The organism is Amycolatopsis sp. CA-128772 (assembly GCF_002904295.1).
Lineage (GTDB): Bacteria > Actinomycetota > Actinomycetes > Mycobacteriales > Pseudonocardiaceae > Amycolatopsis.
Window position 1 is genome coordinate 72,513 of sequence record NZ_PPHG01000052.1, and the last position, 25,238, is coordinate 97,750.

General features: G+C 72.1%; 21 protein-coding genes and 2 pseudogenes. 9 read left to right on the forward strand and 14 right to left on the reverse strand.

The features are described from left to right. Positions 1-289: 289 nt before the first annotated feature. Positions 290-706 carry a MarR family winged helix-turn-helix transcriptional regulator gene (locus tag C2L59_RS18680; protein ID WP_103350776.1) on the reverse strand — a complete coding sequence of 139 codons (417 nt, stop codon included), beginning with the start codon at positions 704-706 and terminating at the stop codon, positions 290-292. A gap of 53 nt (positions 707-759) precedes the next feature. Between C2L59_RS18680 and C2L59_RS18685 the strand changes: the two genes are divergently transcribed. Continuing rightward, a complete protein-coding gene (locus tag C2L59_RS18685; RefSeq protein WP_103350777.1) occupies positions 760-1,158 on the forward strand; it encodes an SRPBCC family protein in 399 nt (132 codons plus the stop codon). A 38-nt stretch (positions 1,159-1,196) separates the two neighbouring features. On the opposite strand, the gene C2L59_RS18690 is transcribed toward C2L59_RS18685, so the two are convergent. From C2L59_RS18690 to C2L59_RS18710, 5 genes are all read right to left on the reverse strand, one after another. Next, positions 1,197-3,233 carry a cellulose binding domain-containing protein gene (locus C2L59_RS18690; protein ID WP_233223563.1) on the reverse strand — a complete coding sequence of 679 codons (2,037 nt, stop codon included), beginning with the start codon at positions 3,231-3,233 and terminating at the stop codon, positions 1,197-1,199. Between the two features lie 81 nt (positions 3,234-3,314). Continuing rightward, the gene (locus C2L59_RS18695; protein ID WP_103350779.1) at positions 3,315-6,641 is read right to left on the reverse strand and encodes an error-prone DNA polymerase; all 3,327 of its coding nucleotides are present in this window, start codon (positions 6,639-6,641) and stop codon (positions 3,315-3,317) included. A 142-nt stretch (positions 6,642-6,783) separates the two neighbouring features. Then, positions 6,784-9,063, reverse strand: coding sequence for an Orn/Lys/Arg decarboxylase N-terminal domain-containing protein (locus C2L59_RS18700; protein ID WP_103350780.1), 2,280 nt, complete (start codon positions 9,061-9,063; stop codon positions 6,784-6,786). Between the two features lie 242 nt (positions 9,064-9,305). Further along, a complete protein-coding gene (locus tag C2L59_RS18705; RefSeq protein WP_199199136.1) occupies positions 9,306-10,880 on the reverse strand; it encodes a DNA polymerase Y family protein in 1,575 nt (524 codons plus the stop codon). 489 nt (positions 10,881-11,369) lie between these two features. After that, on the reverse strand, positions 11,370-12,068 hold the full coding sequence (locus tag C2L59_RS18710) for a hypothetical protein (RefSeq protein ID WP_199199148.1): 699 nt from the start codon (positions 12,066-12,068) through the stop codon (positions 11,370-11,372). Positions 12,069-12,409: 341 nt separating this feature from the next. Here C2L59_RS18710 and C2L59_RS49065 point away from each other — a divergent pair, with 341 nt between their 5' ends. Further along, positions 12,410-12,979, forward strand: a complete 570-nt coding sequence (locus C2L59_RS49065; protein ID WP_103350782.1) for a CBS domain-containing protein — start codon at positions 12,410-12,412, stop codon at positions 12,977-12,979. On the opposite strand, the gene C2L59_RS18720 is transcribed toward C2L59_RS49065, so the two are convergent. After that, positions 12,907-14,436 carry an alpha/beta hydrolase gene (locus tag C2L59_RS18720; RefSeq protein ID WP_103350783.1) on the reverse strand — a complete coding sequence of 510 codons (1,530 nt, stop codon included), beginning with the start codon at positions 14,434-14,436 and terminating at the stop codon, positions 12,907-12,909. The genes C2L59_RS49065 and C2L59_RS18720 overlap by 73 nt on opposite strands. Positions 14,437-14,614: 178 nt before the next feature. Between C2L59_RS18720 and C2L59_RS18725 the strand changes: the two genes are divergently transcribed. Genes C2L59_RS18725 through C2L59_RS18745 form a run of 5 tightly spaced genes read left to right on the forward strand, consistent with a single transcriptional unit; the run spans position 14,615 to position 20,111 of the window. Further along, positions 14,615-15,010, forward strand: a complete 396-nt coding sequence (locus C2L59_RS18725; RefSeq protein WP_199199137.1) for a GntR family transcriptional regulator — start codon at positions 14,615-14,617, stop codon at positions 15,008-15,010. Continuing rightward, on the forward strand, positions 15,007-15,888 hold the full coding sequence (locus C2L59_RS18730) for an ABC transporter ATP-binding protein (RefSeq protein ID WP_103350785.1): 882 nt from the start codon (positions 15,007-15,009) through the stop codon (positions 15,886-15,888). The genes C2L59_RS18725 and C2L59_RS18730 overlap by 4 nt, the downstream gene beginning before the upstream one ends. Further along, positions 15,885-16,868 (forward strand): ABC transporter permease subunit, encoded by a 984-nt coding sequence (locus tag C2L59_RS18735; RefSeq protein WP_103350786.1) that lies wholly within the window; start codon positions 15,885-15,887, stop codon positions 16,866-16,868. The genes C2L59_RS18730 and C2L59_RS18735 overlap by 4 nt, the downstream gene beginning before the upstream one ends. Before the next feature lie 22 nt (positions 16,869-16,890). Beyond that, the gene (locus C2L59_RS18740; RefSeq protein WP_103350787.1) at positions 16,891-17,994 is read left to right on the forward strand and encodes an alpha/beta hydrolase; all 1,104 of its coding nucleotides are present in this window, start codon (positions 16,891-16,893) and stop codon (positions 17,992-17,994) included. Between the two features lie 14 nt (positions 17,995-18,008). Then, on the forward strand, positions 18,009-20,111 hold the full coding sequence (locus C2L59_RS18745) for an esterase (RefSeq protein ID WP_103350788.1): 2,103 nt from the start codon (positions 18,009-18,011) through the stop codon (positions 20,109-20,111). A gap of 168 nt (positions 20,112-20,279) precedes the next feature. Here C2L59_RS18745 and C2L59_RS49070 read toward each other — a convergent pair. From C2L59_RS49070 to C2L59_RS18765, 6 genes and pseudogenes are all read right to left on the reverse strand, one after another. Beyond that, positions 20,280-20,606: pseudogene (locus C2L59_RS49070) on the reverse strand (PHB depolymerase family esterase); the annotation flags it as partial. Further along, positions 20,522-20,905, reverse strand: a complete 384-nt coding sequence (locus tag C2L59_RS49075; RefSeq protein ID WP_233223564.1) for a hypothetical protein — start codon at positions 20,903-20,905, stop codon at positions 20,522-20,524. The gene C2L59_RS49075 and the pseudogene C2L59_RS49070, both read right to left, overlap by 85 nt. An 11-nt stretch (positions 20,906-20,916) precedes the next feature. Further along, positions 20,917-21,096 (reverse strand): endo-1,4-beta-xylanase, encoded by a 180-nt coding sequence (locus C2L59_RS50100; protein ID WP_304485942.1) that lies wholly within the window; start codon positions 21,094-21,096, stop codon positions 20,917-20,919. A 9-nt stretch (positions 21,097-21,105) separates the two neighbouring features. Then, positions 21,106-21,456: pseudogene (locus C2L59_RS50105) on the reverse strand (endo-1,4-beta-xylanase); the annotation flags it as partial. Further along, positions 21,396-22,256: an SGNH/GDSL hydrolase family protein gene (locus tag C2L59_RS50110; protein ID WP_103350789.1), complete on the reverse strand. Its 861-nt coding sequence runs from the start codon at positions 22,254-22,256 to the stop codon at positions 21,396-21,398. The pseudogene C2L59_RS50105 and the gene C2L59_RS50110, both read right to left, overlap by 61 nt. Positions 22,257-22,453: 197 nt before the next feature. Next, positions 22,454-22,990 (reverse strand): ferritin, encoded by a 537-nt coding sequence (locus C2L59_RS18765; protein ID WP_103350790.1) that lies wholly within the window; start codon positions 22,988-22,990, stop codon positions 22,454-22,456. Between the two features lie 47 nt (positions 22,991-23,037). Between C2L59_RS18765 and C2L59_RS18770 the strand changes: the two genes are divergently transcribed. Then, the gene (locus C2L59_RS18770) at positions 23,038-23,790 is read left to right on the forward strand and encodes an SDR family NAD(P)-dependent oxidoreductase (protein ID WP_233223565.1); all 753 of its coding nucleotides are present in this window, start codon (positions 23,038-23,040) and stop codon (positions 23,788-23,790) included. Between the two features lie 51 nt (positions 23,791-23,841). Next, complete coding sequence (locus C2L59_RS18775; RefSeq protein WP_103350792.1) at positions 23,842-24,471, forward strand: PaaI family thioesterase; 630 nt, start codon at positions 23,842-23,844, stop codon at positions 24,469-24,471. Here C2L59_RS18775 and C2L59_RS18780 read toward each other — a convergent pair. Continuing rightward, entirely contained in the window at positions 24,468-25,226 is a 759-nt protein-coding gene (locus C2L59_RS18780; RefSeq protein WP_199199139.1) for an MHYT domain-containing protein, read from the reverse strand. The genes C2L59_RS18775 and C2L59_RS18780 overlap by 4 nt on opposite strands. Between the last annotated feature and the right edge of the window lie 12 nt (positions 25,227-25,238).

The window sequence follows — 25,238 nt, forward strand, 5'->3', positions numbered from 1 at the left end:
GTTCGGCCGTACCAGCACCGGTCTTGCGCCGCCGGCTGCCGGTTCGGCCGTACCAGCACCGGTCTTGCGCCGCCGGCCGCCAGTTCGGCCGTACCAGCACCGGTCTTGCGCCGCCGGCCGCCAGTTCGGCCGTACCAGCACCGGTCTTGCGCCGCCGGCTGCCGGTTCGGCCGTACCAGCACCGGTCTTGCGCCGCCGGCTGCCGGTTCGGCCGTACCAGCACCGGTCTTGCGCCGCCGGCTGCCGGTTCGGCCGTACCAGCACCGGTCTTGCGCCGCCGGCTGCCGGGTCAGTCCGAATTCGCCAGGTGCGCCAAGGCCGACCGCAGCTGCCGCCGGGTCTCCGGCGATAGCCCGGCCAGCTTCCGCTCCTCCACCTCGCGGATCGCGTCCCGGACCGCCGCATGCCGTCGGCTGCCTTCCGATGTCAGCCGGACCACTCGTGCGCGGCGGTCGGCCGGGTCAGGCTCGCGGGCCACCAAGCCCGCCGCCTCGAGGGTGTCGAGGAGGGCTATCAAGCGGGTTTTGTCGTAGCGGATCTGCTGGGCCAGGACCAGCTGGCTGGGCACCGCCCCGGCCGACAATGCCGACAGTACGACGTACTGCCACATCGAGAGCCCGTGCTGGTCCAGCACCGGCCGCTCGGCTTCGGCCAAGCTTCTCCCCGCGCCGGCGCAGAGGGCCGCCAGATCGTCGTCCTCGGTCACCGGGCGGATCTTACGCGTGGACAAATGATAAGCAGGTGCGTACCGTTTTGGCCATGACACTGGGCCGAGCCGAAACCCGCACCATCTCCATCGCTGCACCTCCGACACGAGTGTTCGACTACCTGGCGGATCCGCGTCACTTCCCCGAGTGGGCACCGGGATTCGCCACCGCGGTCGACCATGACCACGACGACATCTGGCACGTTCAGACCGAAGGCGGCCCGCAACGCGTGGCCGTCCGGGTCGCGGCCGACCACGGGGTGGTCGACGTCGTCAGTGCCGACGCGCCGACCGTGGGCCTCTTCACCCGCGTGGTGCCGAACCTGGCCGGCGCGGAGCTGATTTTCAGCCTGTTCTTCCCCGAAGACACCGACCCTGCGGCGGTCGACGCCCAGATGGCGGTCGTGGGCGAGGAACTGCGTGCGGTCCGCGAGCGCGTCGAAAGCCGGTGAACCGGGGTGGGTGGCAGGGTCTGCCACCCACCCGGTGCTCAGCCCGCCGCGCAGAGCACCCCGTTGAGGGTGAACGCCGCCGGGAGGATGTTCGGCCCGGTGTAGTCCGCGGTGAACCCCACGTCCACCCCCGCCGCCGGGGGTGCCGATGATGACACCGTCACCGTCGTGCCGTTTTGGGCCCATGTGCCGTTCCAGCCGCCCGTGAGCCGCTGGCGCGCTGTCGGCCAGCTGAACGTCAACGTCCAGTCCCCCACCACGCCGGTGCCCGTCACGTGGATGCCGCCCACGAAACCGCTCGCCCAGTCCGTCACGTCGGTCATCCGGACCGTGCAGGTGCTCGCCGCCGGTGCGCCGGTCGTGATGGTCAGCGGCGGGGAGGCCGCGGACACGTTGCCCGCCGTGTCGCGCGCCAGCACGTTCACCGTGTACCTGGTGCCCGGGACCAGGTTGCCGACGTCGAGTGACGTGCCCGTCGTCTCGCCCCACTGCTCGCTGACCGCGCCGACCTGCCGGTACACCTCGTACTTCGCGATCGGGTGGGCGCCGGGCGCCGCCGCCGGCCAGCTGATCGCCGCCGTGCGGTCGGTGGCCGTGCCGGACGGCTGCCCCGGCCGGCCCGGGCCGCCGGACGCCGCGGTCGCCGGGTGCAGCACCACCGTGGTCAGCGAGTACGGCGGCAGGGTCTGGGATGCGCTCGTCCCGGTCGCCGATTCCGCGATGGCCGTTGCGCCGTTGGTGAAGGTGAACACCTGCGGGGCGGCGGCCGACGGGGTGTAGCCCGCGTAGTCCAGGGTCACCATCCTGGCTTGATCGGGATCCTTGTTCAGCAGCAGCACGGCGAGGTCGCCGTTGGGCCGCCGGACGGCGTGCGCGCCGACGAGCGGGTCGTCCGCGGCCGCCCGGACGTACTGGTCACCCGGGCGCGCGAACGTGCTCAGCAGCTTCAGGCCGTAGTAGGGCGCGAACGGCGTGTTGAGCGCGGGCTCGCAGGCGCCACCCTCCAGGCAGGTCGCGCTGGAGAGCAGGCCGGAGTCGCCGTAGTCCGGGTAACCGGCCACAGTGGACAGTTTCGTCCCGCCGTTGTGCGTGTCCCACCAGTCGACGGTGAACACGCCGTTCTCCAGCAGCGAGCTGTAGGTGTCGGCGGCGAACAGCGCGCCGGGCTGGGTGTCCATGCCCACCGGGGTGTTCGTTTCGGTCATCGAAATGCCGATCCGGCCGGCGTTCGCGCCCGCGTACCGCGTGATCTGCTCGCGCGCCGCGTAGATCATGTCGTCGATCTGCTCCGGCTTGGTCAGCGCTTCGGCCGCCGTCGAGCCGGTCGGGTACCAGTGCAGGATGACGAAGTCGATGTGCGGGCCCGCGATCGACAGCACGGTCTGGTTCCAGGTGGCCGTGTCGCCGGAACCGACGATGCCGTCCGGCCAGTTCGCCGGCGTGGTCAGCACGGCGCCGATCTTGACGCCCGGGTCGGCCGCCTTCATCGCGCCGGCGTAGGCGACAACCCCGTTGGCATACGCCGTCGGGCTCTTGTCCGCGTGGTTGTCGGCTTCCCAGTTCGCCCCGTAGTGCCCGTTCCCGTAGAGCTCGTTGCCGATCTCCCAGTACTTGACGCCGTAGCCCTTGGTGACGTTGGCGTACCGCACCCAGTCCGCGGCTTCCTGCGGTGTGCCGGTGCCGTAGTTGGCGATGATGATCGGCTGGGCACCGGCCCGCCGGACCCCGCCCATGAAGGTGTCGAAATCGGTGTTCGGCGCCACGTACCCGCCCGGCGCGGTGTTGTCCTTCCAGTGGTAGATGTCGCCGTAGGACCCGCCGGGGTAGCGCATCGTGCGGACGCCGGCCGCGCCGAACAGGTCGGCCACCACGTCGGTCCCCAGCTGGCTGTCCCACACCGCATGGTTGATGCCGATCCCGGTGTCCGGCACGGTGGCCAGCCCCGCCCGGGCGTTGATGGTGACCGTCGCCGTGGGCGTGGTCGCCGCCCCGGCGGTGGCCCCCGTTCCCCCCACCGCCGCGGCGAGCACGGCGATCACCGGCCACGCTGCCCAGCGCAGACGTCGAGCTGTCATGAAGGTCCATCCTCACTTCGTCGGGCACGAACGGATGACTGGGAGCGCTCTCAGCGAGAGAACCACCGGGCGTCGCGGAAGTCAACGAAAGTCTCGGGAAGGCCCGCCCCGCATCGGGAGTTCGAGGTTTTCGAGGCGGTCGGCGACGAGCGTGACAACCCCTTCGGCGGCTTGCACCCGCCCGCGCACGAGCAACGCGGAACTGGTGCGGGCGACGAGCCGCTGCCGGTGCCACAGCCCTTCCGAGACGACGACGTTGGCCATCCCGGTCTCGTCTTCGAGGTTCAGGAAGGTGATCCCGCCCGCCGTCGCGGGCCGCTGCCGGTGGGTGACCGCGCCGCCGACCCAGACGCGCGTCCCGTCCTCGGCGCGCATGAGCTCGGCGACGGTGAGCGCGCCGCGCTCGTCGAGGATTTCGCGCAGGTACTCCACCGGGTGGCTGTCGGGGGACACGCTGGTGGCCCACAGGTCCGCCGCCGTCACCTCCAGCCGCGTCATCCCGGGCAACGCCGGCGCGTCGAGCCCCGGGGCCAGGCCGGGCAGGTGGCCGGGCCGGGTGGCCGCGGCCGCGCCGGCGGCCCACAGGTCCTGGCGCCGGTCGCCGCCGAACCCGCTGAACGCGCCGGCCGTGGCCAGCGCCTCGGCCACGTTCTTCTTCAGCGGCACCCGGCGGGTCAGGTCGCCGATGCTCGCGTACGGGCCGTGGGCGTCGCGTTCGGCGACGATCTCCTCGGCGATGTCGTCGCCGAGGTGGCGGATCCCGGCGAGGCCGAGCCGGAGCGCGACCCCGCCGGTGCTTCCGGGATCGGGTTCGAGGGTGGCGTGGGCGAGGCTGGTGTTGATGTCGGGTTCGCGGACGTGCACGCCGTGGCGGCGGGCGTCGGCGACCAGTGACTGCGGGCTGTAGAACCCCATCGGCTGGGCGCGCAGCAGCCCGGCGCAGAACGCGGCCGGGTAGTAGCGCTTGAACCACGCGCTCGCGTACACCAGGAGCGCGAAGGACATCGAGTGCGCTTCGGGGAAGCCGTAGCCGGAGAAGGCGTGGATCTGCTCGAAGATCCGGGTGGCGAGCTCGCGGTCGAGGCCGTTGGCGGCGCAGCCGGCGAAGAACCGGGCCATCAGCGCCTTCATCTTCGCGCTGGACCGCTTGGCGCCCATCGCCCGGCGGAGCTGGTCGGCTTCGGCCGGGGTGAAGCTCGCGACGTCGACGGCCATCTGCATCACCTGCTCCTGGAACAGCGGCACGCCGAGGGTGCGGTCCAGGGACGCGGCCAGCAGCGGGTGCGCGTGCTCCCACTCCTCGTCACCGCGGCGGCGCCGGATGTAGGGGTGCACCGAGCCGCCCTGGATGGGGCCGGGCCGGATCAGCGCCACTTCGACGACGAGGTCGTAGAACTTCCGCGGCCGCAGCCGCGGCAGCGTGGCCAGCTGAGCGCGGGACTCCACCTGGAACACTCCGACGGCGTCGGCTTCGCAGAGCATGTCGTAGACCGCCGGGTCGGCCAGGTCGAGCTTCCCGATGTCCACGGCGGAATCGTGGTGCTCGGCCACGAGGTCCAGCATGTGGTGCAGCGCCGAGAGCATGCCCAGGCCGAGCAGGTCGAACTTGACCAGGCCGACGGTGGCGCAGTCGTCCTTGTCCCACTGCAGGATGCTGCGGTCCTTCATGGTCGCCCACTCGACCGGGACCACTTCGGACACCGGCTGCTTCGAGATGACCATGCCGCCGGAGTGGATGCCGAGGTGGCGCGGGAAGTCCTCGATCCGCGCGGCCAGCTCGAGGACGTCGTCCGGGATCGCCCCGGCGGCCTGCTGCCTGGTCGCGGCGACCCCGCCCCAGCGGTCCACGAGCTTGCCGTAGGCGTCCTGCTGCCCGGGGCTGTGGCCGAGCGCCTTGGCGGCGTCGCGGATCGCCGAGGGCGCCCGGTAGGTGATGACGTTGGCGACCTGCGCGGCGTGGAACCGGCCGTGCTTCTCGTAGACGTACTGGATGGCCTCCTCGCGGCGGCCGGACTCGATGTCGACGTCGATGTCCGGCGGCCCGTCCCGCTCCGGCGCGAGGAACCGCTCGAACAGCAGGTTCCACCTGACCGGGTCGGCGTGGCAGATCTCCAGCGCGTAGCAGACCGCGGAGTTCGCCGCCGAGCCGCGGCCCTGGCAGAGGATGTCCGCCTCCCGGCAGAACCGGACGATGTCCCACACGACGAGGAAGTAGCCGGGGAAGCCGAGCTGCTCGATGACGGCGAGCTCGTGGTCGAGCTGGGCGTAGGCCTTCGGGTTGCCCTCCCGCGGCCCGTAGCGCTTCGCCGCGCCCCGCCGGGTCAGCTCGGTCAGGAAGGACATCTCGTCGTGCCCGGCGGGCACCGGGAACGGCGGCAGGTCCGGCGCGACCAGCTGCAGGTCGAACGCCACTTCGACGCCCAGGACGGCGGCCCGCCCGACGGCCCCGGGGTAACGGCGTTCGAAGCGGCGCCGCTGTTCCATCCCGGACCGCAGGAACGCCTGCCCCGAGGGCGGCCGCCACCCCTCGAGCTCCTCGGCCGGCCGCCGGGCCCGGACGGCGGCGACCGCGGCGGCCACGACGGCGTCGTCCGGGCGGGCGTAGTGCACGTTGTTGGACACGATCGTCGGCAGCCGGAGGTCCTTGGCCAGCGCGGCCAGCAGGTCGTTGGCCGTGTCGTCCTGGGGCTGCCGGTGGTCGATCAGCTCGACGGCGACGTGCGACCGCCCGAACCGGTCCACGAGCCGGGCGAGCTCGGCCCGCGCGGCGGCCGGGCCCTGGTGCGCGAGCGCCTGCCGGACGGCGCCCTTGCGGCAGCCGGTGAGGACGACGACGTGCCCGGCCAGCTCGTCGGCCAGCTCGTCGAAGTCGTAGACGGGCCGCCCCTTCTCCCCGCCGGCCAGCTGGGCGCGGGAGATGACCCGGCACAGCCGGTGGTAGCCGGTCTGCTGCCGGGCGATCACCAGCAGGTGCGACCCGGCCGGATCGGGCACGCCGGCCTGCGGGCCGGGCAGCCCCAGCGAGAGCTCGGCCCCGAACCCGACCCGTACGCCGAGTGCCCGCGCGGCGTCGTTGAACCGCACGGCGCCGTACATGCCGTCGTGGTCGGTGAGGACGAGCGCGTCGAGCTCGAGCCGCGCGGCCTCCTCGACGAGCGCCTCGGGGTGGCTCGCGCCGTCGAGGAAGCTGAAGTTGGAGTGGACGTGCAGCTCGGCGTAGGGCGCCCGGATCCGGTCGCCGCCGTCGTCGCGCCCCCGGCGCTCCGCCAGGTCGGGTGGCGCGCCGGGATACCCTTCGCGTTTGCGCGACCACGCCGGGGCGTCGCTGCCGTCCCCGGGCACGGGCGGGCGCCCGGAGGCGATCCGCTCCACTTCGGACCACGGCACGCGTGGATTGTTGAACGCCAAAGCCGGCTCCCACCACGGATTTCGCTGTGGGGAAGCCAGCGACTACTGTTCGAACACACGTACTACTGCTGTGGTCCGATCCTGCGTCGGGACGCCCGCGGTGTCAACTGTGGACGGTGTGAAGTCGGCTCCGTCACAACGATCACCGGGCGCGGAGGCAGGTGATCCGGTAGTCGCCGTCCGGGCCGCGCGTGACGCCGTGGGTTTCGCTGGGGAACCCGGGGAAGTGGCGGTCGAAGTCCTCCAGCGCCCGCAGGTACCGCAGCGTGGGCTCGTCGTGCCCGCCGGCGTTCTCGCCCGGCATCAGGACCGGGATGCCCGGCGGTGTGGTGACGACCTGCGTGGCGACCGTGCGGCCGGCGAGTTCGGCGAGGCGGACCGGCTCGGTGCCGCCGCGCAGCAGCCGCTGGTACGTCTGCGCGGGCGTGAGCTCGGGACGCGGCGGGTGCGTGAAGGCCGCGTCGAGCAGCGGGATCAGGTCGCTCTTGCGCAGGTGGGCGTGCATCTGGTCGCACAGGTCCCGCAGGGTGAGGTCGTCGTAGCGGGCGGGGTGGGCGCCGGCCAGGGCGGGCAGGACGTCGGCGAGGCGCGCGCCGCCGTCGTAGAGCGACTTGAAGTCGAGGAGGCCGTCGACGAGCGTGCCCCACTTGCCCTTGGTGATCCCCATGGAGAAGAGGATCAGGCAGGTGTAGGCGTCGGTCTTCTCGACGACGATGCGCCGCGTCTCGAGGTAGGCGGTGAGGATCCGGGCCGGGATGCCCTGCTCGGCCGCGGTGCCGCGGGCGTCGGTGCCCGGGCAGGTGACGCTGACCTTGACCGGGTCCAGCAGGCAGTAGCCGGCCTCCAAGCCGGGGAAGCCGTGCCAGGCCGCGCCCGGTTCGAGACCCCAGCAGGCGGTTTCGGTGCGCAGCAGGTCCAGCGGGGCGTCGGCGAAGACGTGGCGCTGCCCGGTGCGCGGGTCGTCGACCTCGTCCGGCTGCCAGGTGCCGAAGAACCAGGCGGGCCGGTCCCCGGCCGCGGCGATGCGGCGGCCGATGCGGGCCACCGCCTGCCGGAACCGGATGGCTTCGGTGACGGCCTCGTCGACCAGCCACCGCCCGCCGGGCCCGTCCATCATGCCGGCGGCGACGTCGAGCCCGGCGATCATCGGGTACAGCGGCGAGGTGGTCGCGTGCATCATGAAGGTCTCGTTGAACTGCCGGTGCTCGACCGGCGCCCGCGGCGAGTTCTTGACGTGCAGCATCGCGCTCTGCGACATCGCGGCGAGCAGCTTGTGCGTGGACTGCGTGCTGAACACGGTGGGCCGCACGGCGTCGGGCACGGCGTCGCCGTCGACGGCCATGCCGAAGCGGCGGGCGTAGAGCGGGTGGAACCGGGCGTAGGCGAACCACGCCTCGTCCAGGTGCAGCCGCGGCACGCTGGCGCCGAGGAGTTCGGCCACCCGCACGGCGTCGTAGCACAGGCCGTCGTAGGTCGAGTTGGTGATGACGGCGTACACCGGATCGGGCGCGGCAGCATCGGCGGCGAGCGGGCTGCGCGGCACGAGCTCGCCGACGGCTTCGCGGGTGAGCGCGGCGGGCGGGATCGGGCCCATCAGCCCGTAGCCGTTGCGCGTGGGCACGAGGTAGACGGGCCGGCCGCCGGTCAGCGTCAGGCCGTGGTAGATCGCCTTGTGGCAGTTGCGGTCGACGAGCACGAGTTCGTCGGTGGCCACGCTGGCGTGCAGCGCGATGCGGTCGCCGGTGGAGTCGCCGTGCAGCACGAAGTACGTGAGGTCGGCGCCGAAGATCCGGGCGGCGTTGCGCTCGGCGTCGCCGATCGGCCCGGTGTGTTCGAACAGCGACCCGAGTTCGGCCACGGAGATCGAGAGGTCGGTGCGGAACAGCCGTTCCCCGTAGTAGTCGAAGAGCGCCCGCCCGACGGGGGATTTGAGGAACGCGACCCCGCCGGCGTGGGCGGGGGTGTGCCACGAGTATTCGTGGGTGTCGTCGAACCGCCGCAGTTCCCGGAAGAACGGCGGCAGGATTTCGTCCCGGTACCGCCGGGCGGCCACCCCGATCCGCCCGGCGATGAACCCGGGGGTGTCTTCCAGCAGCCAGACGTACCCGCAGATGACTTCGGAAACCCACAGCGGGAGGTCGTCGACCGACGCGGAGGCGGTGACCAGGAAGACGGGCAGCCGGGTGAACCGCCCGACCAGGGCCTTCAGCACGGCTTCCCCGTCACCGAGGTCCCAGCTGACGAGGGCGGCGGTGAGGTCGGCCCGGCTCTGCACGAGGGCGAGGGCGTCGTCGTCGGTGCCGGCCCGCACGACGTCGTGGCCGTCTTCGGCGAGGTGCGCGCGGATTTCGGCCAGCTGGGCGTCGAGCACCGACCCCGGCGGGATGTCGTTCAACGCCAGCAGAACGGTCGAACCGGCCACGTCGTTTCTCCTTTCCCCGCGCGTCTTTCGGTTATATGCGCTGGTCGGGGGACGCGTCGATCGGCCGGAAGTCTGACGGCTCTTTCCGATGTGGGGATCTTTTCCGGGGAATGGTTTCTTTCGGTGACGCGCTCTCACTCTTTCGGGTCGAGTCACCTTTTCGTGTGATGACAGGTGTTCGAGAGCCGGTATTCTCGAACTATGACCGACAACGCGATGCTGGCGGCTCCGGCTGAGCCGCCCTAGTCGTAACCACCCTCGACCATCCACTGTGGACTGTCCCCGATCGGAGCCGTGAGCAGCAGCGCGATTTCGCCGTCGGCGTCGCCTTCCAGCACCACCTGCAGCCGCACGAGCGGCCGCTCGGCGCGGCGGGACGGCAATGCCGGGTGGACCACCCACGGTCCCGCCGAGCCGAGGACCCGGCGGGGCGGGCCGCCGTCGACCGCCACCGTCGACGGCGGGTAGCCGAGTTCGCCGCGGGCCGTGCAGCGGACCACGTCACCGACCGCGTCGAGCACCTCCGCCGGCATCGGGCGGCGGGGCACGACCGTCGGCGAGGGCGCGGGCAGCCGGCCCGGCCACGGGCGGTCGGCGGCCAGCGGGCGGCGCGGCTCGCCCCACGGGATCAGGCGGACGCGCTCGGCCGGGCCGCGGCCGCCGTCCAGCAGGGGGGTGACGACCGCGTCCGGGCCCAGCAGGCCCTGGATCCGGACCAGCGCGCGGGCGGCTCGCTCGGCAGCGTCGGCGTCCCGGCCGACCGAGCCGAGCTGCAGCTGCAACGCCTGCCCGCCGACGACCTCTTCGGGGTCGAGGCGCAGCCGGACGATCCCCGCCGTGGGCCGGTCGCGGGCGGTGAGCCAGCCTTCGCACTGCCACCGCACGCGGTCCGCCGTCGAGCGGGCCGTGAGGGGCTCGGCGCACCGCCACACGCGCACGCGTTCTTCGCCGGCTTCGGTCACCGCGACGATGGCCAGGCGCGTGCAGGCGAGGCCGTGGTTCGCCAGCCCGGCGAAGAAGCGCTCGCCGAGCGTCTTCGCGACGAAGGCGGCTTCGTCGACCCTGGCCAGCGGCGTCTCGAAGGTCTCGGTGACCGCCAGGTCGGGTGGCAGGACGCGACGCAGCGGCGGCCGTTCGGAGAGGCCACGGGCGAGCCGGTGGGCGAGGACGGCGTCCTTCGGGAAGCGGCCGGCGACGTCACGTTCGGTCAGCGCGGCGAAGGCGCCGAGGGTGCGCAGGCCGAGCCGTTTGAGCAGGTCGACGAGCTCCCCGCGCTCGTCGCCGGGCTGGTTCAGTTCGGTGATCGGCAGCGGCGCGAGAAAAGCGGCGGTCCCCCCGCGCGGAACGAGGGCGGCCCGCCGCGCGGCGAGGGTCGCGGCGAACAGCCCATCGGCCACTCCGACCTGGCATTCGACACCGGCCCGGGCGGCAACCTCGTCGATGAGCAGCTCGGCGAGGGCGCCTTCCCCGCCGAAGTACCCGGCGGCCCCGTCGACGGGCACGGCAACGATCCCGGGCCGCACCACCTCGACCCCGACGGCCTGCGCCTCCACGGCGGCGGCAACGGGTTCGAAGAGCCGGGCGTCCCGATCGGGATCGTGCTGGTGCACAACGAGTTCCGGACACCGGGCCTGCGCATCCCGCCGCCGCATCCCCCGCCCAACCCCACCCCGCCGAGCGGCAGCAGAGCAGGCAACAACACGATTACCGGAGAAAACGGCAGCGGCCAAGCCGGGCAAAGTACCAGCCACCGCCCCAGCGGCGACGACCGGCCAGTCGGGACACCACAGGACAAGCAGCCGTGACGCGTCAGCCATTCCCGGATGCCACGCAACGGGCATCACGCGTGACTGAGGAGGCATCACAAAGCCGCGGCCGTCGCTGGCGCGCCCGGTACGCATCACTGCAGCCCGCCCGATCGGCGAACCGCGCCCGGCCGGCAAGCCGCACCCCGCCGCACATCAGCACACCAGCCCGCAACCCGCGGCGCGCCCGGCCGCCAAGCCGCGCCCAGTCGGCAGCCCGCAGGCCGCAGCGCATCCGGCCGGCAGCCCGCAGGCCGCAGCGCATCCGGCCGGCAGGCCGCAGCCCGTCGCGGGCCCGGCCGGCAGGCCACCACCCGCCGCGCACCCGGCCGCCAAGCCGCACCCCGCCGCACACCGGCCCACCAGCCCGCAACCCGCGCCGGACTTGGCCGGCAGGCCGCAGCTCACAGGGCACCGGCCCACCAAGCCGCAGGCCGCGGTGCGCCCGGTCGGCCGGGCGCGAAGGGCGGCGCAGCCGCGTGGGCGCGCCCGTACCGCACCTCACCCCGCCACCTCGACCAGCCGCCGCGGCGGTGCCGCGCCACCCGCCAGCGCTCCTTCCGGGCCCGGTAGCTGCAACGGCACCGTCCTCGGCCGCGCCGCCGCTCCCCTCCCCCGGCTCGTCGCCAGGACCTCGCGGCTTTTCAAATGCCCGTACCCGTCCTGCGTCAGGCCGTGCCAGCGGCGGCCCGATACCTGCAGCTCCAGGTCCGCGCCCGGCCAGGGGCCCGCCGCCAGCAGGACCGTTCCGCGGTTGCGGACCCGGCCCGCCAAGCGGCGGGCCGTCTCCGGGGCCAGCCCGCGGGCCGGGCCGAGGACCACCACGTCGAATCCGTCCACCAACGCCGAGACCACCGGTACCAGCTCCGCTCCCGGGTCCGGGACCAGGGCGATCCGCTCCAGGTCGACGCCGAGTTCCGCCGCCGCGGCCAGGCCCAGGTCCGGGAGGCCCGTCACCGCCGCCCAGGAACCGTTGCGGGTGGCCGCCGCCAGCAGGGCGAGGACCAGGGACCTCGCTCCGCGGACCGCGACCGTGCTGCCGCGGCGGAGGCCACCGCCGGGGAGGAGGGCCGCCAGCGGGGGCAGGACCGCCAGCAGCTCCGCATCCGGGCCCGGCTCGCGCAACTGCGCCGCCGTGCCGACCCCCGGTATCGCCGTGAGCCCGGCCAGCAGCTCCGCGTCCGGGGCCGGCTCGCGCAACTGCGCCGCCGTGCCCACCCCCGGTATCGCCGTGAGCCCGGCCAGCGCCTCCGGTACCGCCACCACCCACCTCCAGCACCACGTACTCGCACCGGAGACACCCGCGTGAGGAAGCCACAGGCGAACCCAGAACACTTATCGAACACTTGTTCGCATACTGCGAGACGAGCGGGCCCGCTGTCAAGCCGGGCGGGCGCAGCTCACCCGGGCGAGATCATCCGGCGCACGATCCGCGCGTGTTCGCCCAGCTACGGCCCGCACGCAAGCATCGGCGAGGTGAACCGGGCCACTCCAGCGGACCTCGGCTTGACCTCGATAGTTCACTGTTCGCGCACGAAGTGATGACGGCCAACCCGGTCGTCCTCGGCCGCGACGAGCCGGTGGACGAGACGCTGTCGCACACCCGCCACGCCACGCTCTACCCCGTGGTGGACGGCGCGCACCGCTTGGCCGGTGTCACGACCCGCCACGCGCTCCTCGGCCGCGAAAGCCGGACCGTCGCCGACGCGACCACGGCGGCCCTCGCGACGTGCCACCCCGACGACACGCTGCGCGAGATCGCCAACAAGGTCGCGGCCGGCCACGTCACCCAGGCCCTGGTCGTCGACCGCGCCGACCCGCGCCGGGTGTGCGGGGTGATCAGCCTGGCCCAGCACGCCGGGCGGGTGCGCGGGATCTTCCAGTACAACCGGATCGTCCGCAAAGGACCCCCGGCGTGGCTCATGCACCGCGGCTACCACGTGCCGGCCGTGCCGACCTGGGAACGCAAGGTCCGTGTCCTCGCGGCCTTCGTAGCGGCGGACCGCACCGGCGACGGTGCGGCCCGCCGTGATCGGGGTCAGCCCGCGAACGGGCTGGCGTCGATCGCGCAGGTCTTGCCCGCCGCGGGGAAGGTCCCCGAGATCAGGTAATCCCTCTTGACCTGCTCGGTGCACGTGCTCGGCACGTACATCGACGAGTGGCCGTAGCCCTCGGTCACGAACACCCGCGCCCGCGCCAGTTCCGCGGCGCCGTCGCGCGCGCCGGGCAGCGGCGTGGACGGGTCGTAGCGGTTGTTCAGCACGAGGATCTCCGCCGACGTCGGGCGGTTCCACGGGCCGGTGAACCGGTCGGTGTCCTTCGCCTTCCAGTACGCGCAGCTCATCATGTCCAGCACCGCGATCCGCCCGAAGTACGGCACGCGCTGGTCTTCCGACTCGGCGTACCGGCTGTAGACCGCCGGGTCGGTCGGCACGTCGCTGTCGCTGCACTGGATGGCGTTGAACGCCTCGGTGCGGTTCGAGGAGTACTGCTCGCCGGCGACGGCGACGGCGGCCGAGCGCCGGGCCGGCGTGGCCGGGGCGTCGTAAAGCCGTTGCAGCAGCGCGGCGATGTCCGGCCAGCCCCGCGAGTCCGACAGGTCGGCCGCGGCGTTGATGATGCCCGAGTAGGTCCACGTCTCGCCGTCGCTGACGATCGGCGCCTGCTTCGCGCGGGCCGTCAACGCCGCCCACTTCGCCTTCGGGTCCCCCGAGGAGAACGCGCACTTCGGGCCGGCTTCCGTGCACAGCCGCAGGAACTGCTCGAAGGTCTGCGCGATGCCGGTGGCGACGTCCTGGCGGGTGTCCAGCGGGACGCTCTTGCCGTTGCCGTTCTGGCCGGTCGAGTTGCCGGCGAAGTCCATGGTGCCGTCGAACACCATCGCCCGGATCCGGTTCGGGAACAGGTTCGCGTAGGTCGCGCCGAGCTGCGTCCCGTAGGAAATGCCGTGGTAGTTGAGCTTCGGGTCGCCGACCGCGCGGCGCAGCAGTTCCAGGTCACGCGCGGTGTTGGCGGTGGAGACGTGTTCGAGGATCGGGCCGGCCTTCGCCGCGCACCGGTCGGCGAGCTCCTTCGACTTGGCGTAGAAGGCCGCGTTGCCGCTCGGGTCGCCCGGCATCTCCGGGAACGAGCCGAAGAAGGCTTGCTGCTCGTCGACGGAGCCGAAGCACCGGACGGCGGCGCTGTCGGCGATCCCGCGCGGATCCCACGAGACCAGGTCGAACCGCGCGCGCAGCGCGTCGGAGAACAGCCACGGCCACTTGCCGCGCTCCCGCAGCCGCTGCAGCCCGGACGCGCCGGGGCCGCCGAAGTTGACGAAGAGCGAGCCGATCCGGTGCTGGGGATCGGTGGCGGGCAGCTTGATGAGCGCGAGGTCGATCTTCGCACCGGACGGCCGGTCGTAGTCCAGCGGCACCGAAGCCTTGGCGCACTGGAAGCCGTCCGCGCAGTCGGCCCAGTTCAGCTGCGGCGTCGGCACTTTGTCGATGGCGGCCGGAGCCGCGGACGCGACCGCCGGTCCCGCCGCAACGGCCATCGAGACCCCGAGCGCGACGACGACGCCGCGCACGATGCCTCCCCCAGAAAATCGACGCAACGGAAAATCCCTTCGGAGAGGTACACGATCAGTTCGCCACCTCAGACGGGCGAGGAGGCGGCGAGGTTGATCGTCCGCCCGAAAAAGATCTCTGGCGCCGGACTCCCCGGCATAGCTATAGTACTAGGTAACTAGATAAATGGAGTTGCCGATGATCGAGTTCCACCTGGACGCGAGGTCCGGCCTGTCGCCGTACCAGCAGCTGGTCCAGCAGGTGCGGCACGCGCTGCGCCTCGGCCTGCTCACCGAGGGGGACCAGCTCCCGAAGGTCAAGGACGTCGTCGCGAGCCTCGCGATCAACCCGAACACCGTGCTCAAGGCCTACCGCGAACTGGAACACGACGGGCTGGTCGCGGCGCGCCCCGGCGTCGGCACGTTCGTCACCGCGACGCTGAACGGCGGCGCCTCGTTCGCCGTGCTCGGCTCGCTGCGGCGCGACCTGCGGCGCTGGCTTTCCCAGGCCCGCAAGGCGGGTCTCGAAGAGGAGAGCATCGAAGCCTTATTGATGTCCACGTTTCGCGACTCCGCCAGAGAGGACATAGCGTGACTGTCCTGACCGCCCAGGGGCTGGGCAAGAAGTACGGGCGCAAGCAAGCCCTTTCCGGCTGCACGCTGGAGATCGAGGCCGGGCACGTCACCGGGCTCGTCGGGCCCAACGGCGCCGGCAAGTCGACGCTGCTGAACATCGCGGCCGGCATGCTGGAACCGACGAGCGGCACGATCGAGGTGTGTGGCGGGGTGCCGGGCAGCGGCCCGGAGCAGCTGGCCAAGGTGGGCTACGTCGCCCAGAACACCCCGGTCTATAGTGGACTGTCCATCGAGGAGCACCTGCGGCTCGGTGCCCACCTCAACCCGAGCTGGGACGCCTCGCTGGCCGAAAAGCGCATCGAGCGGCTCGGGCTGGACCCGAAGCAGCACGCGGGCAAGCTCTCCGGCGGCCAGCGCGCCCAGCTGGCGCTCACGATCGGTATCGCCAAGCGGCCCGAGCTGCTGCTGCTCGACGAGCCGGTCGCCGCGCTGGACCCGTTGGCGCGCCGGGAGTTCCTGCAGGACCTGATGGAAGCCGTCGCCGAGCACGGGTTGTCCGTCGTGATGTCCTCTCACCTGGTCAACGACCTCGAGCGGGTCTGCGACCACCTCGTCGTGCTGGTGGCCTCGCAGGTCCGGGTGATCGGCGAGGTGGAGACGCTGCTCGCCACCCACCACCGGCTCTCCGGCCCGCGCCGCGACCTCGACACGCTGCCGGCCGGCCAGCACGTCGTCTCCGCGACGCACACCGACCGCCAGACCACCGTCCTCGTCCGCACCGAGGCCCCGATCCTCGATCCCGCGTGGACGGTCGGGCAGCTCGGCCTGGAGGACCTCGTCCTCGAGTACATGAGCAACCCCACCGCCGCCCGCCCCGCCCTGGAGGTCCTCCGATGACCTGGCTCGCCTGGCGCCAGCTCCGCGTTCCCGCGCTGTCCGTGTTCGCGGGCCTGCTCGCGATCGCCGTCGTGCTCGCGATCACCGGTCCGGACCTGGTCGGCCGCACGGACTTCTCCGACGAGGAGGCGCTGAACGTCGGCACCGTCCTCGTGCTGTACCTGCTGCCCGCGATGATCGGCGTGTTCTGGGGCGTCCCGATGATCACGCGCGAGCTGGAGAGCGGCACGCACAACCTCGTCTGGAACCAGACCGTCACGCGCAAGCGGTGGCTCACCACGAAACTCGGCTTCGGCCTGCTCGCCGCGATCGTCGCCGCCGCGGTCCTGAGCGTGGCGGTGTCGTGGTGGGCGAGCCCGATCGACGCGCTCGCCGCGAAACAGACCGACCGGGGCATGCTCTCGCGCATGGCGCCGGTGATCTTCGGCGCGCGCGGCATCGTTCCGATCGGCTACGCGGCCTTCGCCCTCGCGCTCGGCGTCGCGGTCGGGATGCTGCTGAAGCGGACCGTGGCCGCCATGGCCGTCACCCTCGTGACGCTCGCCGCCGTCCTGCTCCTGGTACCCAACTTCGTGCGGCCGTACCTGCTGCCGCCGCAGGTCCAGACGGTCGCGATCGTCGGCGAAGACGTCACGAACATCACCGCCAACGACAAGCAGGGGATCACGGAAGTCGGGATGCGGCAGCCGGCCGGTGCGTGGGTGCTGGCGAACGAAACCGTGGACCCGGCCGGGAACGTGGCCGACCCGCTGCCGTCCTTCGTGCAGGGCTGCTCCCCGAGGCCGGGCGCGGGGCCGCCACCCCACGGTGCTCTGGAAGATTGCGTGGCCCAGCTGGGCACGCACGGCTACCAGCAGCGGCTCACCTACCAGCCCGCCTCCCGCTTCTGGCCGCTGCAGTGGCTCGAACTCGCGCTGTACCTCGCCATGACGGCCCTGCTCACCTGGTTCTGCTTCCGCCGCCTCCGCCACCTGTCCTGACGAATTCCGACTGGGGGAATCCATGCGCACTTTCGCGGTAGTCACCGCTCTCACCGTCGCTCTGTCGGCACCCGCTTCGGCGGCCACGACGCCGTACCTGCCCCACCCGACGGGCCATTCGCCCGTCGGCGTCACGTCACTGTCCCTGAAGGACACATCGCGGCCCGATCCGTGGATGCCGTCGGTGCCCTACCGGGAGCTGATGGTCTCCGTCTTCTACCCGGCGGCCTCGGGAGGAGGGCCGAAGAAGCAGTACATGACCCCGCTCGAGTCGGAACGCAACCTCGAGCGGCAGAACATCCCGGGTCTCCCGCTGGACGTCTTCAGCACGGTCCGGACGAACGCCGTCGTCGACGCGAAACCGGCCGGGCGGTGGCACGGCCTGCCGCTGGTCGTGCTGTCCCCGGGCTGGACCCAGCCGCGGGCGACGCTCACCGCGCTGGCCGAGGAGCTGGCCAGCCGCGGGTACGCCGTCGCGGCGATCGACCACACCTACGAGAACCGCGCCACCACCTTCCCCGACGGCCACGTCACCGGCTGCGCCGCCTGCGAGGTCGATGACCAGCCCGGCTTCTGGGAGAAGTTCGCGCAGGTCCGGACCAAGGACACGTCGTTCGTGCTCGACGCGCTGCTGCGCTCGAAGTGGGGCGCACTGATCGACCCGCAGCGGATCGGCATGACCGGCCACTCCGCGGGCGGCGCAGTCACCACCCAGGCGATGCTGGCCGACCCCCGGATCCGCGCCGGGGCCGACCTCGACGGCAGCGTCCACGTCCCGCTGCCGGCGTCCGGGCTGGCCCGGCCGTTCATGTTCGTGGGCAGCATGGACAACTACACGCCGGGCGCGCCCGGGCCGTACGACGACTGGGAAACCGACTGGCCGCACCTGACCGGCTGGAAGCGCTGGATCATGGTCTCGGGCACGGTGCACTCGTCGTTCACCGACCTCGGCGTGCTCGCCGCGCAGCTCGGCGTCGACATCGGCGACTCGATCGACCCCTATCGCGCACTGTCCGTCACGCGGAACTACGTAAGCGCTTTCTTCGACCAGCACCTGCGCTGCCGCCCGCAGCCGCTGCTGGCCGCGCCCTCGCCCGCTTACCCGGAAGTGACGTTCGTCGGATGAGAATCAGAAGCCTCATGGCCACCACCGCAGTCACCCTCGCCCTGACGTCGCCGGCCGCGTCGGCCGAGCCGGCGCTCACACTGGCCAAGCCGACCGGCGACCGGCCGGTGGGCACCACCGCACTCCACCTCGAGGACACCGCCCGCGCCGACCCGTGGGTGCCCTCGGTCCCGTACCGCGAGCTGATGGTATCCCTCTTCTACCCGGCGGCTTCCGCAACCGGGCCGAAGAAGCAGTTCATGTCCGAGGCCGAGGCGAAGGCTGTCTTCGACGAAGCCGGCATCGAAGGCATCCCGCCGTCGGTGCTGACGACCGTGCACACCGACGCCGTCGTCGACGCCCGCCCGGCCGGGAGGGGCCTGCCGGCTGTCGTCCTGTCCCCCGGCTTCAAACGGCCCCGCGCCGAGCTGACCTCGCTGTCCGAAGACCTGGCCAGCCACGGCTACCTGGTCGTCCTGGTCGACCACACCTACGAGAACGTGGCCACCACCTTCCCGGACGGCCGGGTCACCGGCTGCGCGGCCTGCGGCAGCTACAGCACCGAGTTCTGGCAGAAGCTGCAGCGCGGCCGGGCGAAGGACGTGTCGTTCGTGCTGGATTCGCTGACGCGCTCGAAGTGGGCACCGCTGCTCGACGCCTCGCGCATCGGCATGGCCGGGCACTCCGTCGGCGGCACGAGCACGGTGAACGCGATGGTGACCGACGCCCGGATCAAGGCCGGGATCGACCTGGACGGCACGCAGAGCGACCCCCTGCTCGCGTCCGGTCTGGACCGGCCGTTCCTGTTCTTCGGCCGCCAGAGCCTGTACGCCCCCGGCACCGGCGTCGAGTCGAAAAGCTGGGAAGACGACTGGAACCAGCTGAAGGGCTGGAAGCGCTGGCTCACCGCGGCCGGCATGGTGCACCCGTCGTTCACCGACATCGGCCTGGTGGGCGAGCAGCTGGGCATCGACTTCGGCGCGACCACCCCGGCCGTGCGCGGTCAGGCGATCACCGCCGCGTACGTCCGGGCGTTCTTCGACCAGCACCTGCGCGGCCGGCCGCAGCCGCTGCTGGACCAGCCGTCCGCCCGGTACCCGGAGGTGGCCGTGGCCCGGACGTCGACGCCGTACCTGCCCGCCCCGACCGGTGACCGGCCGGTGGGCAGCGCGGCGGTGTACCTGAAGGACACCTCGCGGCCGGACCCGTGGGTGCCGTCGGTCCCCTACCGGGAGCTGATGGTCTCCCTCTTCTACCCGGCGGCATCGGCCGAGGGGCCCAAGACGCCGTACCTGACGCCCGAGGAGTCGGCGGCGTTGCTGCGGGGCAGCGGGCTCGACGTGCCCCCGGACACGCTCGCCGGGACCGTGACCAACTCCGTCGACGGCGCCCGGCCGGCGGGCCGCGGGCTGCCGCTGATCGTGCTCTCTCCCGGCTACACCAAGCCCCGCGCCACGCTGAGCGCGCTGGCCGAGGACCTGGCCAGTCACGGGTACGCCGTCGCGCTGATCGGCCACACCTACGAAAACGCCGGCCAGAGCTTCCCGGGCGGCCGCTTCGCCGGGTGTGCGTCCTGCGAGCTCCCGCACGACGAGGCGTTCTGGCAGAAGCTGGAGCAGGGCCGGGCCGTCGACGTGTCGTTCGTCCTGAACTCGCTGACCCGCTCGAAGTGGGCGCCGCTGATCGACCGGTCCCGGATCGGCATGGCCGGGCATTCGATCGGTGGCGCGAGCACCCTGCCCGCGATGGTCGCCGACAGCCGGATCAAGGCCGGGATGAACATCGACGGCACGACCCACGTCCCGCTGACCGGGCTGTCGCGGCCGTTCATGTTCCTCGGCCACCAGCTCGGGGAGACCGCCTGCGTGCCGGGCGACCCGACGTGGGAACGGGACTGGGCGCAGCTCACCGGCTGGCGGCGCTGGGCCGGCGTGCGGGGCGCGCAACACGCGTCCTTCACCGACGTGGGCCTGTTCGGCGACGAGTTCGGCGTCGGCTACGGCGCGAAGACGACGGCGCTGCGGACCCAGGAAATCACGCGGACGTACGTCACCGCGTTCTTCGACCAGCACCTGCGGGGTGAGCCGCGGCCGGTGCTCGACCGGCCCGGATATCCGAAAATCACGTTCTGCCACTGAAGTGGACGGCGGAAGCGGCACTGGGGGTGCCCGCTTCCGCCGTTCTTCCGGCAAGAACGCGATCGCGTACGCCAGCTGGCCGGTCAGAGGCAGGGAGTGCCCGACGCCGGCGACGCTGACGCCCTCCAGGTTGGTCCACTGCTTGAGCTCTTCACCGAAGTTCGGGTAGGACAGCGTCGTGTCGGTGGTGCCGTGCCACAGCTGCATCCGCGGGTAGCGGCCGGTGTAGCCCGGGTACATCGCCCGGGCCGTGTCGCCCCACTGCTGCGCGGTCTTGATCGACTTCCCGCCCGAGCAGGTGCTGTTCCACAGCGAACCGTTCGTGGTGGCGAAGCACCCGGCGGGCACGCCGGAAAACGCCGAACCCGCGGCGAACACGTCGGGGTACTGGGCGGCCAGTACGTTGGTCATCATCGCCCCGGAGGAGAACCCGCTGACGACAACCCGCGCCGGGTCGACGTGGTAGCGGGACTCGGCGTAGGCGACCATGGACATGATCCCGGTCGAATCCCCGCCGCCGGCAGCACCATGATGTAGCCGTACCGGTCGGCCGCGGTGGCGTAGTCCTTGCCGTTCCAGCCGAAGACCGAGCTCGCCGAGCCGCCGCAGTAGTGCACCAGCACCAGCAGCGCCGGCTTGGCCGCGACCCGGTCGGGAACGTAGACGTACATGTTCAGGTTGGTCGGGTTGGAGCCGAAGTTCGTCACCCTGGTCAGCGCGGCGGCGTGGGCGGGCGCGGCCAGGCCGATGGCCATGACCAGCAGGGCCGCGGCGGCGGTGAGCATGCGTTTCACCACGGTTTTCCCTATGCCGCACCGAAGGCCTGGAGCACGGCGGTGTAGGCCGGCTTCTTGGCGTAGTTGCCGTCGAACAGCAGCGGGGTGCTGCCGCTGCGCCAGGAGTACTTGCCGGTGACGCCCCACGTGGTGATGCTCGTGCCGACGCAGTCGATGGGCACGCCGCGGGCCTTGAAGTCGCGAACCATGTTGTAGACGCCGTTGCTCTTGGCGTTCTGGTTGTCGGTGTTGTAGTCGTTGTAGCAGAGTTTCGCCGAACCGTCGGCCGCGCGGGCGGCGCGGAACGCCTCTTCGATGTAGCTGGTGGTTGCGCATCGCGGCGAGCAGGTCCGAGCCGGACCCGATGCCGCCCACCCAGCCGGGCAGCTGGGCGTGCCACACCAGCGTGTGCCGCGGACCTTCCGGCCGTGGCTCTGGGCGTGGCTGACGATGGCGTCACCGCCGGAGAACCGGAACGAGCCGCGCGTCGGCCCGGTCGCGTCCCACTTCAGCTCGTTTCCGGGGTGACACCGGTGAATTCGCGGTCCAGCGTGGTGGCGTACGCGGATTCGCCGAGGTGGCCGTGGGCGACGGCGGCGGCGAACGTCCGGCCCCTGGCCGCGGCCGCCGAGCCCAGGGTCGCCGCGGCGAGTTCTTCGCCGGCCGCGGCGGCCCGTGGGTTGCCGATGCTGCCGGGGACCGCCCGCAGGGCGTTGTACCAGACGGCGGCCATCTTGCCGTAGCCGCCGGCGTTCGGGTGGACGCCGTCGGGCAGGTCGGCGGCGGACACCGCGCTGTGCATGTCCACCAGGTGCACGCGCTTGCCGGCGTTCACCTTGCTCTGCACGATCCCCGGCACCGCGTTGTCGAACGTCCGCACGGCCGCGTCCCCGCTCGCCCACCCGATCGGGATGAGCTGCGCGACGAACACGTCGGCGTTCGGCGCGGTCGCGGTGATGTGGTCGATCAGCGTGGACAACCGGCCGGGCGCGCCGGCGACGTTGTAGTTCTGGAGGACGTCGTTGGTGCCGATGTGCAGCAGCACCGAACGCGGGTTGCACGTGCGCAGCCGGCCGGTGATGTTCGCGTCGATCTGGTCGATGCGCCAGCCGGGGTGGCCTTCGTGGTCGTGGTCCCACAGGCTGGCGGGCCCGTTGAACTGCGAGCCGACGAAGTCGTTGGTGTAGCGGCCCGCGGCGAGGCGCTGCCACAGGCCGATCCGGTACCCGCCGGGCACGCCCGTGCCGTAGGTGATCGAGTCGCCGAGCGGCATGATCCGCACGCCGCCGTTCGACTCCGCGTGGGCGATCCCGGTCGGGCCGGTGAACGCCGGCGCCAGGGCTGTCGCGGCGGCCGGTAACCGTTTCATCGTCGTTCTCCTCCTCAGCAGGTCGAATTCTTCTGAGTGAGCAGGCCGAGCTGTCAGAGCCGGATCCGGAACAGTCGAACTCACGAAACTTCCGCTATTACTGTTAGCGATAACATTAGTGGACGGGCAACAGCTTGAACTCACAACCGCCCCAAGACAACGGCCGGCCTGGAAGCGCTCTCAGGCCGGCGTGACGCTCAGAGCTTGCCGCCCGCGACCGGGGGCATGTCCGGGGCGTCGCCGGTCTCCGTGCCGGCCTCGCGGAACAGGTGGTTCTCCACCTCGAACAGGTTCCCGCCGGCCCGTTCGACGACGGTCAGCAGCGTCGACATCTGCGCGACCTCCTCGACCTGCTCCTTGAGGAACCAGTGCACGAACTGCTCGCCGAGGTAGTCCTCCTCGGCCCGCGCGGCCTTCGCCATCGCCTCGATGTCGGCGGTGACCGCGCGTTCCTGCTTCAGAGCCAGTTCGATCGCTTCGTGCACGCTCGAGAAGTCGTTGCGCACGTCGCCGCTGCCGGGGACGGCCACCGGCTCGTCGCGGTCGAGCAGGTAGCGGACCATCGCCAGCGCGTGGTTGCGTTCCTCGATCGCCTGGCGGTAGAAGCGCTTGGCCAGCCGGGGCAGGTCACGCGCGTCGAACCAGACGGCCAGGGCGATGTACTGCTGGGCGGCGGTGAACTCGTGGCGGATCTGCGCCTGCAGCAGCTCGGCGAACTTCCGGGTCTTGGCCATGCCCCACAACCTACGACGATCGCGGGCGCGCAGCTACGATCGGCGCGGTGACCCCCGACCTCTCCGGCACGGTCGCCTGCGTGACCGGCGCTTCCGGCGGCGTGGGCCGCGGAATCGCGCTCCGGTTCGCCGAAGCGGGCGCGGCCGTGGCCGTCCACCACCGCCGCCCCGGCGCGGCCGACGCCGTCGTCGCGGCCATCGAGGCCGCGGGCGGCCGGGCCCGCGCGTTCACCGCCGAACTCACCGACGACCCCGCCTGCCACGCGCTGCTCGACGCCGTCGCGGACTGGGGCGGCCGGCTCGACGCGCTGGTCAACAACGCCGGCGTCCAGCCGGTCGAGCCCCTCGACGGGCTGACCGCGCAGCGCTGGCGGGCGATGCTGGACGCGACCCTGACGAGCGCGTTCTCCTGCACCCAGGCAGCGGCCCGGCTGCTGCCCGAGGGCGGGACCATCACGCACATCGCCTCGATCGAGGCCCGCCACCCGGCCCCGGGGCACGTCCACTACAGCGCGGCCAAGGCGGCGCTGGTGACGCACGCCCGCGGCGCGGCGCTGGAGTACGGGCCGCGCGGGATCCGGGTCAACACGGTGTCGCCCGGCCTGATCGCGCGTGAGGGCCTGGAGGAGGCCTGGCCGGAGGGTGTCGGACGCTGGCACCGCGCGGCCCCGCTGGGCCGGCTGGGGACGCCGGCCGACGTGGGCAACGCGTGCGTGTTCCTGGCCTCCCCGCTGGCGTCCTGGATCACCGGCCACGACCTGGTCGTCGACGGCGGTGTCACGGCCCGCCCGACCTGGTGACGCCCTGCTAGAGTGAAACGTGTTCTAGTTGCGGGCCCCGGGGAGCGCAGGATGTCCGAACACCCGTTTCCGGTCGTCGACGGCGTGCCGCCGGGCCGGGCCCTGCTCGGCTCCCGGATCCGCGAGCTGATCGAGGCCTCCGTCTGCGTGCGCGACGACGAAGCCGACCTCACCGCCGCGGCGAGCCGGGTCGAAGCCGTCACCGCGGCCCTGCGCGCCGCCGGCAGCACCAGGCCGCTGCTGCTGGCCGCGCTCGAAGGCGGGGGTCACCTCAGCATCAACAACCCCCTGGAGGGGCCCGGGAACCCGCTGGCCCCACCGCTGTCGTGGGTGCGCGTCGGCCCCGATTCCGTGTGCGCCGAGGTCCTCCTCGGCGCCGCGCACGAAGGGCCACCGGGACGCGTACACGGCGGCTGGGTGGCCGCGGTGCTGGACCACGTACTCGGCCGCGCCACGGCCGCCGCCGGTTTCCCCGGCATGACCGCGTCCCTGACGGTCGATTACCACCACGGAACGCCGTACGCGGTCCCGCTCACCGCAGAGGCCCGCCTGGTCCACCGGGACGGCCGAAAGCTGCACGCAACCGGCGAGCTCAGAGCGGGCGACGTCGTCTGCGCATCAGCGACGGCGATCCTCGTCCACTTCAGCGCCGATCGGTTCCCGGTGTCCACACCGGACTAGGGCACCAGCGTCGTGTGCCGCGGGGCCTCCGAGCTCGACGTCGCCATCAAAACCGCGCAGATCGGGACCGCCATCGCCAGCGCCGCCAGTACGAACACCGGGAACAGGAACGAGAACACCTCCGTGCCCGACGGGTCGGGTGCGGACGCGTCCAGGTGCACGCGGACCGCCGCCATGCCCGTGTAGTGCATGCCCGTCACCGCCGCGCCCATCACCAGGCCCGCCGCCAGGCGGGGCAGGAGCTTGTCCAAGCCGACCGTGAACCACAGGGCCGCCGTGGCCGCGACCACGGCGATCACCACCGAAAGCGCCACCAGCGTCGGGTCGTAGCCGATCGTGCCCTTGATCTGGACCGCCCACATGCCGGTGTAGTGCATGACGTTCACCGCGAGGCCGGTGAGCAGGCCGCCGAGCAGCAGCCGCCTCCACGCGAACCGGTTGCGGACGCCGAACACCAGCAGCCCGCAGAACACCGCCACCACCGACAGGATCGCCGACAGCGCCGTGCGCAGAATGTCGTACCGCACCGGCAGGCCGGGCGTGGAAAACCCGAGCATGGCGATGAAGTGCATGACCCAGATGCCGACCCCGCCGATCGACACCGCCGCCAGCACGAGCCAGGTCAGCCGGGCGCGCGAGCTGTCGGTGGAGCGCGCCTGCAGCGTGCAGGCCAGCCCGAGGGCGCAGCCCACCACCGAGGTGAGGTACGCGAGCACGATGAGCCAGTTGCCCATCGCGAAGTCTTGGTGGTCCATGGGCATTTCCCG

What these genes read in the sequence shown, in the direction of transcription:
- C2L59_RS18735 (WP_103350786.1), top strand. Translation starts at nt 15,885, where the DNA reads ATGACCTGGCTCGCCTGGCGCCAGCTCCGCGTTCCCGCGCTGTCCGTG.
- C2L59_RS49065 (WP_103350782.1), top strand. Translation starts at nt 12,410, where the DNA reads ATGACGGCCAACCCGGTCGTCCTCGGCCGCGACGAGCCGGTGGACGAG.
- C2L59_RS50100 (WP_304485942.1), bottom strand. Translation starts at nt 21,096, where the DNA reads ATGGTTCGCGACTTCAAGGCCCGCGGCGTGCCCATCGACTGCGTCGGC.
- C2L59_RS18740 (WP_103350787.1), top strand. Translation starts at nt 16,891, where the DNA reads ATGCGCACTTTCGCGGTAGTCACCGCTCTCACCGTCGCTCTGTCGGCA.
- C2L59_RS18725 (WP_199199137.1), top strand. Translation starts at nt 14,615, where the DNA reads ATGATCGAGTTCCACCTGGACGCGAGGTCCGGCCTGTCGCCGTACCAG.
- C2L59_RS50110 (WP_103350789.1), bottom strand. Translation starts at nt 22,256, where the DNA reads ATGAAACGGTTACCGGCCGCCGCGACAGCCCTGGCGCCGGCGTTCACC.
- C2L59_RS18765 (WP_103350790.1), bottom strand. Translation starts at nt 22,990, where the DNA reads ATGGCCAAGACCCGGAAGTTCGCCGAGCTGCTGCAGGCGCAGATCCGC.
- C2L59_RS18705 (WP_199199136.1), bottom strand. Translation starts at nt 10,880, where the DNA reads ATGGCTGACGCGTCACGGCTGCTTGTCCTGTGGTGTCCCGACTGGCCG.
- C2L59_RS18745 (WP_103350788.1), top strand. Translation starts at nt 18,009, where the DNA reads ATGGCCACCACCGCAGTCACCCTCGCCCTGACGTCGCCGGCCGCGTCG.
- C2L59_RS18780 (WP_199199139.1), bottom strand. Translation starts at nt 25,226, where the DNA reads ATGGACCACCAAGACTTCGCGATGGGCAACTGGCTCATCGTGCTCGCG.
- C2L59_RS18685 (WP_103350777.1), top strand. Translation starts at nt 760, where the DNA reads ATGACACTGGGCCGAGCCGAAACCCGCACCATCTCCATCGCTGCACCT.
- C2L59_RS18775 (WP_103350792.1), top strand. Translation starts at nt 23,842, where the DNA reads ATGTCCGAACACCCGTTTCCGGTCGTCGACGGCGTGCCGCCGGGCCGG.
- C2L59_RS18690 (WP_233223563.1), bottom strand. Translation starts at nt 3,233, where the DNA reads ATGACAGCTCGACGTCTGCGCTGGGCAGCGTGGCCGGTGATCGCCGTG.